The following is an 11,561-nucleotide window of genomic DNA, read 5'->3' as shown; positions in this document are numbered from 1 at the left end:
TGAGATGCGCGGCGGGTGACGCCCATCAGGCGCGTGCCGGTTCGTTGCTCTGCGCACCCGCGATCGCCGATTCCACCAGATTGCCCTTGTCCAGGGCGCGTCCATCACCGAGCGCGGTAAGCCACTCGTCGGTCGACGCGACGGCGGCAAAGTTGGAGTGGAACAACACCATCAGCGTCGTGTGCAACTGTTCGGCAGAGACCGATCCGGCACCGTTGGCCAGGTGCACCGCACCGGTGGCATCGGACAGGATCTCCGCGCTCAATCCGCGCACCTCGGCCTCGGCGGCGGTGGCGAGGTCACAGTTGTTCGTCATATAGCCGACGATGGTGATGGTGTCGACGTCACGGTCGGCGAGCCACTGCGCCACCTCGGTGCCACCGAAGACGGTCCCGAACTGTTTGGTGGCGACCAACCAGTCGTCGCCGACGCGCCGCGCCACCTCGGGATGAAGCTTCCATCCCTCCGATCCCTCGGCATAGACCGGGAAGTCGGCGGGCAACGTGTGCTGCAGCGCCACCACCGGCAGCCCCGCCGCAACGGCCGCGTCGATCGCCCGCGCGATGTTGGCCAGCGACTCGTCCCGCGGCGGGTACTGGATCTGCATCGGTCCGTCGAAGTAGTCGTTCTGCACATCGACGATGACAAGGGCGCGCTTCGGTGCGGTCATGGGACATCCTCTTCCGGTGTTCGGCGAGAACGGATTTCCTCACCGTGCACTGCAGTCTGCTGCGGTATCGTCGGGCGCAGAAGTGGCACGAATGCCACAGTGCGATGGAAACGCGCCACCCGTGGGCGCGACGCGCGCAGCGCCGAAAGGAGCCGACGGATGCACGTCGCGATCTTCGTCTTCGACGGTGTGAGTCTGTTCCACGTCGCCGCCCCGCAGATGGTGTTCGGCGAGGCCGCCGTAATCGCCGACGACCCGGCGGCGTGGTCGGTCACGTTGTTCTCGACCGGCACCGGGAGCGTCGAGGTGGCCGGCGGAACACGGCTGTCCGGCATCGCCGGGCCCACCACCGCCGACGACGCCGACGTCGTGATCATTCCGTCGTGGCCGGAGTCCACACCCGAGATCGGCGAGGATCTGCGTGAGATCCTCGTGCGCGCGCATGCACGCGGCGCGGTGGTCGCCGGGCTGTGCCTGGGCGCCATCGCGGTCGCCGACGCCGGCTTGCTGGAAGGCCGTGCGGCCGTGACACATTGGCTGGGCACCGACACCCTGCTCGGCCGCGGCCGTTGCGGCTCGGTCGACGACTCCGTGCTTTACATCGACCACGGCGACGTGATCACCTCGGCCGGTACCGTCTCGGCGGTCGACGCCTGCCTGCATCTGCTGCGCCGCCGCAGCGGAGTGGACCTGGCCAACCGGGTGACCCGTCGCATGGTGGTGGCACCGCATCGCGACGGCGGTCAGGCGCAGTACATCGAGAACCCGGTCACCGCAGTCGATTCCGAGGCATCCATGAGCACGGTCATGCAGTGGGCGGTCGGGCGGCTCAACCACAACCTCTCTGTCGCGGTGCTGGCCGACCACGCCGGCATGAGCCGGCGAAGCCTCATCCGCCATTTCCGGAGCGAGACCGGCACCACGCCGGCACGATGGGTGACCCGGCAACGGCTTGACCGCGCCCGGCAACTCCTCGAGACCACCGACCTCGATCTGCGAATGATCGCCCACACCTGCGGCTTCGGCAGCGAGGTGACGCTCCGCCAGAATTTCACCGCGCAGTTCGGGGTACCGCCGTCACGTTTCCGCAGCCAGTTCCGATGAGGATCAGTCCACGAGATCCTCATAGCGGTACTCGGTGGCGATCTGCACCGAATCCCGGTGTGCGACACTCTCCCGCTGCTGGAGTTCGACGCGGCGGATCTTGCCCGAGATCGTCTTGGGGAGTTCGAAGAACTCCACCCGCCGCACCTTCAGGTACGGGGCGAGGTGATCGCGGGAGTACTCGAGGATCGCGCGCGCGGTCTCGGCGGTGGGCTCCCAGCCCTGCGCCAGAGTCACATAGGCTTTCGGGATCGCGAGCCGGGTGTCGTCGGGTTGGGGTACGACGGCGGCCTCGACCACGGCCGGATGTTCGATGAGCACGCTTTCGAGTTCGAAGGGTGACACCTTGTAGTCCGAGGACTTGAACACATCGTCGGTGCGGCCGACGTATGTGATGTAGCCATCGGAATCCCGTTGCGCCACATCACCGGTGTGGTAGTAACCGCCGGCCATCACGGCCTCGTTGCGCTCCGGATCGCCGAGGTATCCGGTCATCAGATTCTTCGGATGCTGCGACAGGTCCAGGCAGATCTCGCCCTCGTCGGCGAGTTCGCCGGTCAGCGGATCCACCAGCACCACCGGCACTCCCGGCATCGGGCGGCCCATCGATCCCGACTTCACCGGCTGCCCCGGCGTGTTGCCGACCTGCAGCGTCGTCTCCGTCTGCCCGAAGCCGTCCCGGATCGTCAGTCCCCACGAGTCTTCGACCTGACGGATCACGTCGGGGTTCAACGGTTCACCCGCGCCGAGCAGTTCGCGCAACGCGTCCGGACGTTCGCCGAGGTCGGCCTGGATCAGCATGCGCCACACCGTGGGTGGTGCGCAGAAGGTACTCACCTTCGCGCGGCGGAGTTGATCCATCAGGGCCGCCGCGTCGAACCGGCCGTAGTTGTAGACGAAGATGGTGGATTCCGCGATCCACGGTGCGAAGAAACAGCTCCACGCATGCTTGGCCCACCCCGGTGAACTGATCGCGAGGTGAACGTCACCGGGGCGCAACCCGATCCACGCCATGGTGGTGAAATGCCCGACGGCGTAACTGGTTTGGGAGTGCTCGACCAGCTTCGGCCGGCTGGTGGTACCCGAGGTGAAGTAGATCAGCATCGGATCGTCGACGTCGGTGACCGCCTCGAACGGACCGGCCGACTCCGATTCTCCGGCGTCGGCGTACCCGACCCAGCCCGGTGCCGGCGATCCGACGACGATCCGGAGATAGTCGCCGTCGAGGTCGTCGAACTTCGGTGTGTCGGCGGCGTTGGCGATCACCGCACGCGCCTGCCCGCGGTCGATGCGGTCGCGCAGATCCTCCGGGCCGAGCGCCGCAGTCGTCGGCATGACGATCGCACCGAGTTTCAGCACGGCCAGCATCGCCTCCCACAACTCGACCTGATTGCCGAGCATCAGGATGACGCGATCCCCCTTGCCGATGCCCAGGCCCCGCAGCCAGGTGGCGACGCGATCGGAACGCTGCGCCATCTCGGCGAAGGTGACCGTCACCTCCGACCCGTCCTGCTCGGTGATCCACAGGGCGACGGAGTCGTTGTCGCGGGCGATGACGTCGAACCAGTCCGTCGCCCAGTTGAAGCGACCGGACAGTTCCGGCCACCGGAACTCGGCGACGGCCTTGTCGTAGTCGGAGATGAGACTGATCATCTGGTCGCGCCCGGCGCGGTAGAGGTCGGTGTTACTCGTCATGGACGACATGATCCACGTCACACGCCGGTCCCGACACCCCCCGAAGAGGGGTCGCTCGATGAGACACCATCGGGCCGCCGGGAGAGGTGGGTGGGTCGGCGCGGTCGTGTCGGTTCGATGGGCCATGCTCGAACGATGACGACACGACCTCCACGCGTCGAGGACCACCCGCGGACGACCACCTACGAGACAGGTGACGATGCCGCCCTCTCCCCCGACGCGTCCGTCGAGATGACGTCGTTCCGCGATCTGGACCTCACCGATCGGGACCTGATGGGTGTGGCCCTCACCGATTGTGAGGTGCGATCGGTGATCTTCGACGGCGCCGACCTGAGTGCATCGCGCATCGCCGACTCCGTGCTCACCCAGCTCCAGGTGGGGCGATTGTCGTTGCCGCGCAGCACTCTCCGCAATCTGCACATGTCGCGTTGCCGGTTCGGCGCGCTCGACATGTTCGACGCAAGGGTCCGCGGAATGGTCGTCGAGGGTTGCAAGGTCGACCTGCTGAACCTGCGCGGCGCCGACGTCCGGGATGTGCTCTTCCGGGACTGCACCGTCGGCGAGATCGACCTCGGCGACGCCGCCCTCTCCCGCCTGGCGTTCGAGGACTGCACCGTCGGGGCCATCGATGTGCACCGCGCGAAGCTCACCGATCTCGACCTGCGCGGGGCGCGGGTGGGCACGCTGCGGCACCTGGACGGACTGTCCGGGACCACCATCGACGGCGAACAGCTCATCGGATTCGCAGGACTGTTCGCCGCCCATCTGGGCGTCGAGGTCGACTGAGCGCCGCCTGTTCTATAGACTATTTTTTACAGTCGTCAGCGAGACCAGGAGGCATCACCATGTCGGACACCGTGCAGCGAACGCTTCGCGACCACGTCGCCGGTTGGCACCCCGCACCGATCGTCGAGACCGACATCCTCGATCCGGCCCAGGCGAGCCGACTCGCCGCCACCCTGGACACCGGCGAGACCTTCGGGCCGGAAGACGCACTCCCCATCCCGTGGCATTGGGTGTACTTCTCGGAGTGGCCGCCGACGGCGGACCTCGGAGCCGACGGACACCCCGCGGATGGCCACTTCCTCCCGCCGATCCCCGACCGGCGCCGCATGTTCGCCGGGTCGCGGATCACCTCCACCGGGCCGCTGCGTCTCGGCGTCTCGACCGAGAAGCGATCCTCGATCGCCGCGATCACCGAGAAGACCGGACGCACGGGCGACATGCTGTTTGTGACCGTGCGATCGGAGTACCGCCAGGACGGCGACGACGAACCGCGCCTCGTCGAAGAACAGAACCTGGTGTACCGCAGCGACTCCGGGCATTCGCGCCCGTTCGAGCGCCCGTCGTCGGAGTTGGGCGCGTCCACCGCACAGTGGTCGACGGAACCGACCCCGACCACCCCCACGCTGTTCCGCTACTCCGCGCTGACCTCCAACGCCCACCGCATCCACTATGACCGCCCGTATGTGACGGAGGTCGAGGGTTACCCCGACCTGGTGGTGCATGGTCCGCTGCTGGCCACCTACATGGCCGAACTGGTACGCAGCCGCCGAGGTGGAGAGTCCCTGCGCGACTTCGAGTTCCGGCTTCAACGCCCGCTCTTCATCGGTGACCGGTTCCGGGTGGAGGCCACCGACACCGGCGGTGACATCGCACTGCGCGTCGTCACCGGAGGCGACACGGTGCATGTGTCCGGACGAGGATCGTTCTGATGAGCAACCAGGTCAGCATCGCCGAAAAGATCCGCACCGCACGGACATTCCTCTTCGTTCCGGGCGATCGTCCGGAACGATTCGACAAGGCCGCCGCGGCCGGCGCCGACGTCGTGATCGTCGACCTCGAGGACGCGGTATCCCCCGCCGACAAACCGGCGGCCCGCGAGCACATCGCCGACTGGTTCGGCGCCGGGAATTCGGCATTGATTCGCATCAATGCCGCACAGACACCCTGGCACGACGACGATGTCGCTCTCGCACAACAGCTTCAGGCGTCCGTCGTCCTCGCCAAGGCGACCGACGTCGACGCGGTGGCCGCGGTCGGAGCGGCCACATCCGCATCGGTGATCGCCCTGATCGAGACCGCGCGCGGAATCGGCAACGCGGGCGCCCTCGCCGAGCTCGACGCGGTGGTCCGACTCGGCTTCGGCGCGATCGATTTCGCCGTCGACATCGGCGTCGACCCCAATGACCGTGAGGCGCTGTTGTTCGCGCGCTCCGGACTCGTGCTAGCCAGTGCCGCAGCGGGTATCGCCGCACCGATCGACGGTGTGACCACGGCCCTGCGCGAACCCGACGTCCTCGTCGACGACGTGCGGTACGCCGCGCGCATAGGCATGCCCGGCAAGCTGTGCATCCACCCCGCCCAGGTGGCGGCGGTGCACGACTGCCTTGCGCCTACCGACGACCAGATCGCCTGGGCACGTTCTATTCTCGAGGCGGCCGGGCTCGGCTCCGCAGCGGTCGCAGTGGACGGCCACATGGTGGATCCGCCCGTCGTGGCACGCGCAGAACGGATCCTGGCTTCGGTGAGTCGCTGACTTCATCAGCGCTCGCTCACGCTTCTCACCGGTTCGACCAACGGGTTACGGCTCGACCGGCGGGAGGAGGAACGACGACTGTCGATCACTTGCCCAGTGCGCCAATGTCATTGCGTACCAGCTGCAGCCTGCGGAGGCCTCGACACGGCTCGTCGTTTCGACGGAGCTCAACGCGGCGGCTTGCGCTCCTCACCGGCGGGAGAAGGAGGCTCGACCGGCGGGGTAGTGGCTCCACCCGCGGGGTCACGGCTCCACCGGCAGGGTCACGGCTCGATCGGCGGGACAACGGCCCGACCAACGGAAGGACGACTCGGCCGGCGGAAGAACCGGCCGCTACTCCTCGCGGCGATTGTCGGCGAGCAGCCGACCGGCCTTGCGGACGTGTTCGGCCATGGACTCGCGTACCGCCCCGGCGTCCCCGCGGCGCAATCCGTCGAGGATGGCGCGGTGATCATCGGCCGACGCCTGCGGCCATCCCTCGACCGAGGCGAAGAATCGTCGAGGTGCGTAGCTGAGAGACGACTTGATCATCCACGACAGCTTGGGAGAGTCGGCGGTGCGGTAGATCCGACGATGGAACTCGTGGTTGAGACGCTCCACCTCGTCGTTGTCGCCGCGGTCGGCCGCCGATTCCAGATCGGACTGGATCGCCTCGAGGGCGGTGAGCCCGGCGTCGTCGATGTTCGCGGAGGCCCGGGCGGCGAGTTCGCCGGCCAACAACGCCTGACCGGCGAACACATCCTCGATGTCGGCGCTACTCAGGGGCGCGACGACGAATCCGCGCCGCGGCTCGACCCGCAGCATCCCCTCCGTCTGCAGCGAGAGCAGACCCTCCCGCGCCGGGGTCGCCGACACCCCGAGTTCCTCGGCGACGTTCTCCGGCCGGATGAACTCGCCGGGTTGCAATTGCCCCGACACGATGAGTTCACGCACATATTCCGAGACCTCGTCGGATAGTCGGGGGCGACGACGGCGTGGCGATACCGCCGCGGAGGATGATCGGCCCGTCGGCCCCTGATCGGGCATAGTCTATAGACTATACACAGGCTCGTCCGAGGTTCCCCGCCGTCGACCGTGCCTACAGTGGAGCCGATGTCTGAGCGCCGCGCACCCGAGACCACCGCCGGGGTTTCCCCGCAGGCATCGGACTCGGGAGTGTTCTCCTCCCTGCGAATCCACAACTACCGCCTCTATTTCGGCGGGCAGGCCCTGTCGTTGGTCGGCACCTGGATGCAGGCCACCGCCCAGGCCTGGTTGGTCCTCACGCTCAGCGGGTCGTCGGCGGTCCTCGGCGTCATCGTCGCCCTGCAGGCCGTTCCGATCCTGGTGCTCGGACCGTATGCGGGGGTGGTCGCCGACCGGGTGGATCGACGGAAGCTGATGATCGCGCTCCAGTCGGTGATGGGTCTGCTGGCGGCCGTCCTCGCGGTCCTCACCCTCGGCGGCTGGGTGCAGGTGTGGCACGTCGGAGTGCTGGCGGTGCTGTTGGGGCTCAACAACGCCTTCGAGAATCCGGCCCGCCAGGCCTTCATCCACCAGATCGTCGGCGAATCCCTCATCCGCAATGCCGTCACCCTCAACTCGGTGATGGTCAACGCCGCCCGCGCGGTGGGCCCGGCGGTCGCCGGCGTCATGCTCGCCGCGGTCGGTGCCGGTTGGTGCTTCGCGGTGAACGCGGCCAGCTTCGTCGCCGTCGTGGTGTCGCTGATCGCGATGCGCACCGCCGACATCGCCCATGAGAAACCCATCAAGCGCGGTAAAGGTCAACTGCGCGAGGGACTTCGGTACGTATCCGGAAAGCCGCTGCTGTGGGTGCCACTGGCGATGATGGCCCTCGTCGGCACGCTGGCCTACGAGTTCCAGGTGTCGTTGCCCGCGGCCGCACGCGACTCGTTCGGCGGCGGACCGCAGGCCTTCGGATTCATGACCGCCGCGATGGGTGTCGGCGCGGTCGTCGGCGGCCTGCTCGTGGCCGCGCGGGGAACCACCGGATTGCGCACGTTGACCATCGCCGCGGCAGGCTTCGGGGTCACCATCGCCGTCACCGCCGCCGTCCCGCACCTGTGGATGGCGATCGTCGCGCTCTTCTTCGTCGGCTGGCTCAGTGTCTCGTTCATGTCGACCGGCAATGCCACGTTGCAGCTCAACTCGGAACCGCATATGCGCGGTCGGGTGATGGCGCTGTGGTCGGTCGCCTTCATGGGATCGACGCCCATCGGTGGGCCGATCATCGGGTGGATCAGCGAGGTCGCCGACCCGCGTACCGGCCTCGCGGTCGGCGCCGCGGCCTGCTTCGTGGCCGCGGTGATCGGCGTCGTCGCCCAACGTCGAACGGAGACCCCGACGCCCAGGATGGTGCGGACGACGTCGTGAGCGCCAGTCGCCGGCCGAACTCGCCCCGGGTCACGAGTGACGGGAGGGACGAGCCGTCGCAGTGGGATGCGTCACATCACGGCAGGGTCGTCGCGCGACGTGCGGCAGGCCGGAATCGCGGCGAGTCGGTCGGGCGCCGCGTCCCCGCCTTCCTGCATATTTGATGTCAGGATGGCAGGGAGACTGCTGATCGGGCGATCGACAGGGACAGCGCCGCGACGTCCCCCCACAGCGACGGTTGTGGAGTGCCCCGACGGCCGACCGACTTCGGTTCTCCCAGCAACACGGAGTAGCCTCACCCACTGCGCCGTGCGAAGAATTGTGGTCGTGCGAAGACTTGGATGGAGGGTCCCCGATCGTCACCGAACAGCCATCGACCGGCACCCCACCTGCCTCGTCGGACACCACGTCATCCAATGCTGCATCCTCTGACGCGGCCACACCGTCGGTATCGGTGACCAAGCCTGCAACGACCGGTGCTCCGGAGACCGAGGCTGCGGCAACTCCCGCCACCAAGCGCGACAAGCACCTCTACCAGATCGACCTCGTTCGTCTGGTGACCTTCGGCGGCGTGATCCTCGATCACGTCATGCTCACCGTCACCGCACCGACGAGCGTCGCGGCGGGCGCCGTCGAACTCTTCCTGCGCTACACCCGCTACGGATTCTTCACTCTCACCGGCTTCGTGCTGACCTATCAGTACCGCAAGCGTGAACTGCAGACGATCCCGTTCTGGCGACGCCGCTTCAAACTCATCGGCCTGCCCTTCCTGACGTGGAGTCTCTTCTACTGGTTCTACGTGCGATATCACTTCCACGGTGTGCAATCGATCGTCGACGCCTGGAACAGCGTCGACGCCGTCAAACAATCGGTGAAGAGCATCGGCTACGACCTCCTCACCGGCCACGCCGCCTACCACCTGTACTTCCTGTCGGTGAGCATGCAGATCTATCTGGTGTTCCCGGCGGTCCTCTGGGTCCTCAAGCGGACCTGGGGTTATCACCGATACCTCTTGGGCCTGAGCTTCGTCATCCAGATGACGATGATGTACCTGATGGTCCGGCCGCCGCTGTCGTTCCTCACCTGGGGGCTCCAGGGAGTCATCTGGCGTCACCTCGAGGTGCTGATCTTCCCGTATCAGTTCTTCATCTTCGCCGGCTGCGTGGCCGCCATGCACTACGAGGCCGTGCAGGCGTTCGTGAAGCGCTGGCGCATCCACATGATGGTGATCGGTGCCGTCGTGATCTTCGGGACCTGGCTGTACTACCTGTACACGGTCGACCAGGGCGAGAATCTGTTCCGCGCGACCAACGTGTTCATGCTGCACAACCTGTGGGCGTTCATCGCGATCATCGTGATCCTCTACAGTCTCGGCACCATCTGGCAGGAACGGCGCCACCCCGGTTCCATCCCCGACAAGCTGATGAAGACCGCCTCGGACCGGTCCTTCGGCATCTACCTCGCCCATGCGCTCGCGATCTACGCACTGATGCCACAGATCGCCGACCCCGACATGCCGGCTGTGCCCCGAGTGCTCATCGCATACGTCGCGACCGTGGCGCTGACCGTCTTCATGGTCGAGACCCTGCGTCGCAGCCCGATCAGCCTGATCACCACCGGCCGCAACCGCATCGACTGGCGCTCCCAGAACGCGACGCGGTCCGTTCTCGTCGGTGCGGCCGCGATCGTGCTGGGACTCATCCTGCGATTCGGCTTCGACATGTGGGCGGGCAACCTCGTCGCCCTCACCGGCGCCTTCCTGATCTTCTCGATGGGCCTGGTGTACTGGCGTCAGGTCCGCCACCGCGATCACGAGTTCGTCGAGCAAGCGGTCTGAGACCTGCGGGGCCGAAGGCTCGGGGCTGAGAGCTGTTGACAGCGCTCTCCCCCCACTGACAGCGCTCTCCCCACCACTGACAGCGCTCACTTGAGCGCTGTCAACGACCACGAGAGCGCTGTCAACGACCACGAGAGCGCTGTCAACGACCACGAGAGCGCTGTCAACGACCACGAGAGCGCTGTCAACGTCCTCGAGAGCGCTGTCAACGGTTCGGGGGCACCCACTCGACGCGAAACAGCGCCCACTCGACACGAAACAGCGCCCACTCAACCCGAAACAGCGCCCACTCGACGGGAAAGAGCGCCCACTCGACGCGAAACAGCGCCCACTCGACGGGGAACGGGAGAGCTCAGCGAACTGCGTTGACGATCATCGCGGCGACGGCGGCCTTACCTGCGGAATTCGGGTGGTAGGGCACGGGCGTCTCGAATCCCCGCAGCCACGGGTCCGTTGAGCAGACCGTGTGGTCGGCGCCGGCGGAAGACGCCGTGATGAGTTCGGCGCCCGAGATCTGGGCCGCGGCGGCGGTGACCATCGCCAGGCCGTCGAAGACGCGGATCGTGGCCTCGATCTCGCTCGGCGACAGGGGCAGCTTGGCGCAGGTGGGTCCGCCGAGCACGACGGCCGGCGGGTAGTCGACCAGCAGGATGCGGGCCTGCGGTGCGCGCTGGCGCACCGCGAAGACCGTGGCGATCATCTTCTGCTCGACGGCGGCGTACCGTTCCGGCCCGGGTTCGGCCGGGATCGGATGGCCGAGATTGCATGTGCGCGCCGCGACCTCTTTGGCAACCTCCGGCGCGACGTTGCGGCAACTCATCGCGATCAGCCGTTGGATGTAGCCGACGTCGTTGCCGCCGGTGGTGATGGTGACCAGCGAGGTCTCCGGGGTCACCGCGTCGATCTGCGGATTCGGGGTGAACCGCTGCGGACGGTCGAGGATGTTGTCCGACGTCGATCCCGAACATGTCGCGTCCACCAGGCTCATCCCGAGGGCGGTGGCGACCTGATTCGGATAGTTGTCGGGTGAACGCAGGCACCGATTGCTCAACGATTCGATGCCTCCGGGTCCGGCGGCGTACGAACTGCCCAGTGCCACATACTTCTGCGGGGCGGGCGCACTGACGTTCACCGGCGTCTCGGTCTCGTGCTGCGCCGCGGTACGCACCGATGGCGCCGCCTCGGTGTGCGACGCCAGCCCCGAACTCCCGGACAGCACGACGACGCCCGCGGCCACCAGGGCTCCGCAGGCCGTCGCGATACGACCGATCAAGGCTCGAGACATAACCGTCCAAGTCTCACACACGCGGCGCCCGAACCCACGACGCGACCCGTGTTGGGTT

General features: G+C 67.0%; 10 protein-coding genes. 6 read left to right on the top strand and 4 right to left on the bottom strand.

Annotated elements, in window-relative coordinates:
* Positions 1-25: 25 nt before the first annotated feature.
* Complete coding sequence (locus ABLE92_RS10290) at positions 26-670, bottom strand: isochorismatase family protein (protein WP_348804660.1); 645 nt, start codon at positions 668-670, stop codon at positions 26-28.
* Between the two features lie 159 nt (positions 671-829).
* On the opposite strand from ABLE92_RS10290, the gene ABLE92_RS10285 reads away from it, so the two are divergent.
* Positions 830-1,774, top strand: a complete 945-nt coding sequence (locus ABLE92_RS10285; protein ID WP_348804659.1) for a GlxA family transcriptional regulator — start codon at positions 830-832, stop codon at positions 1,772-1,774.
* Positions 1,775-1,777: 3 nt separating this feature from the next.
* Here ABLE92_RS10285 and ABLE92_RS10280 read toward each other — a convergent pair whose 3' ends face one another.
* Positions 1,778-3,469: an AMP-binding protein gene (locus tag ABLE92_RS10280; RefSeq protein ID WP_348804658.1), complete on the bottom strand. Its 1,692-nt coding sequence runs from the start codon at positions 3,467-3,469 to the stop codon at positions 1,778-1,780.
* Between the two features lie 135 nt (positions 3,470-3,604).
* Between ABLE92_RS10280 and ABLE92_RS10275 the strand changes: the two genes are divergently transcribed.
* The 3 genes from ABLE92_RS10275 to ABLE92_RS10265 are packed head-to-tail and all read left to right on the top strand — an operon-like array spanning position 3,605 to position 6,008.
* Entirely contained in the window at positions 3,605-4,255 is a 651-nt protein-coding gene (locus ABLE92_RS10275; RefSeq protein WP_348804657.1) for a pentapeptide repeat-containing protein, read from the top strand.
* Positions 4,256-4,314: 59 nt separating this feature from the next.
* The gene (locus ABLE92_RS10270) at positions 4,315-5,184 is read left to right on the top strand and encodes an HTD2 family dehydratase (RefSeq protein WP_348804656.1); all 870 of its coding nucleotides are present in this window, start codon (positions 4,315-4,317) and stop codon (positions 5,182-5,184) included.
* Positions 5,184-6,008: an HpcH/HpaI aldolase/citrate lyase family protein gene (locus ABLE92_RS10265; protein ID WP_348804655.1), complete on the top strand. Its 825-nt coding sequence runs from the start codon at positions 5,184-5,186 to the stop codon at positions 6,006-6,008. The genes ABLE92_RS10270 and ABLE92_RS10265 overlap by 1 nt, the downstream gene beginning before the upstream one ends.
* A 333-nt stretch (positions 6,009-6,341) precedes the next feature.
* On the opposite strand, the gene ABLE92_RS10260 is transcribed toward ABLE92_RS10265, so the two are convergent.
* Positions 6,342-7,034, bottom strand: coding sequence for a GntR family transcriptional regulator (locus tag ABLE92_RS10260; RefSeq protein ID WP_348804654.1), 693 nt, complete (start codon positions 7,032-7,034; stop codon positions 6,342-6,344).
* Positions 7,035-7,100: 66 nt separating this feature from the next.
* Here ABLE92_RS10260 and ABLE92_RS10255 point away from each other — a divergent pair, with 66 nt between their 5' ends.
* Positions 7,101-8,381 (top strand): MFS transporter, encoded by a 1,281-nt coding sequence (locus tag ABLE92_RS10255; RefSeq protein ID WP_348804653.1) that lies wholly within the window; start codon positions 7,101-7,103, stop codon positions 8,379-8,381.
* Positions 8,382-8,835: 454 nt separating this feature from the next.
* The gene (locus ABLE92_RS10250; RefSeq protein ID WP_348804652.1) at positions 8,836-10,218 is read left to right on the top strand and encodes an acyltransferase; all 1,383 of its coding nucleotides are present in this window, start codon (positions 8,836-8,838) and stop codon (positions 10,216-10,218) included.
* A 352-nt stretch (positions 10,219-10,570) separates the two neighbouring features.
* Here the strand turns inward: ABLE92_RS10250 and ABLE92_RS10245 are convergent, their stop codons facing one another.
* Positions 10,571-11,503, bottom strand: coding sequence for an SGNH/GDSL hydrolase family protein (locus tag ABLE92_RS10245; RefSeq protein ID WP_348804651.1), 933 nt, complete (start codon positions 11,501-11,503; stop codon positions 10,571-10,573).
* Positions 11,504-11,561: the final 58 nt, after the last annotated feature.

This window comes from Gordonia oleivorans (assembly GCF_040044975.1).
Lineage (GTDB): Bacteria > Actinomycetota > Actinomycetes > Mycobacteriales > Mycobacteriaceae > Gordonia > Gordonia oleivorans.
Note: the sequence above shows the minus strand (reverse complement) of the source record. Positions and strands in the feature narration are given on the sequence as shown.

Excerpts from the sequence above, each read along its gene's own strand:
- ABLE92_RS10290 (WP_348804660.1), bottom strand. The coding sequence starts at position 670 with ATGACCGCACCGAAGCGCGCCCTTGTCATCGTCGATGTGCAGAACGAC.
- ABLE92_RS10285 (WP_348804659.1), top strand. The coding sequence starts at position 830 with ATGCACGTCGCGATCTTCGTCTTCGACGGTGTGAGTCTGTTCCACGTC.
- ABLE92_RS10280 (WP_348804658.1), bottom strand. The coding sequence starts at position 3,469 with ATGACGAGTAACACCGACCTCTACCGCGCCGGGCGCGACCAGATGATC.
- ABLE92_RS10275 (WP_348804657.1), top strand. The coding sequence starts at position 3,605 with ATGACGACACGACCTCCACGCGTCGAGGACCACCCGCGGACGACCACC.
- ABLE92_RS10270 (WP_348804656.1), top strand. The coding sequence starts at position 4,315 with ATGTCGGACACCGTGCAGCGAACGCTTCGCGACCACGTCGCCGGTTGG.
- ABLE92_RS10265 (WP_348804655.1), top strand. The coding sequence starts at position 5,184 with ATGAGCAACCAGGTCAGCATCGCCGAAAAGATCCGCACCGCACGGACA.
- ABLE92_RS10260 (WP_348804654.1), bottom strand. The coding sequence starts at position 7,034 with ATGCCCGATCAGGGGCCGACGGGCCGATCATCCTCCGCGGCGGTATCG.
- ABLE92_RS10255 (WP_348804653.1), top strand. The coding sequence starts at position 7,101 with ATGTCTGAGCGCCGCGCACCCGAGACCACCGCCGGGGTTTCCCCGCAG.
- ABLE92_RS10245 (WP_348804651.1), bottom strand. The coding sequence starts at position 11,503 with ATGTCTCGAGCCTTGATCGGTCGTATCGCGACGGCCTGCGGAGCCCTG.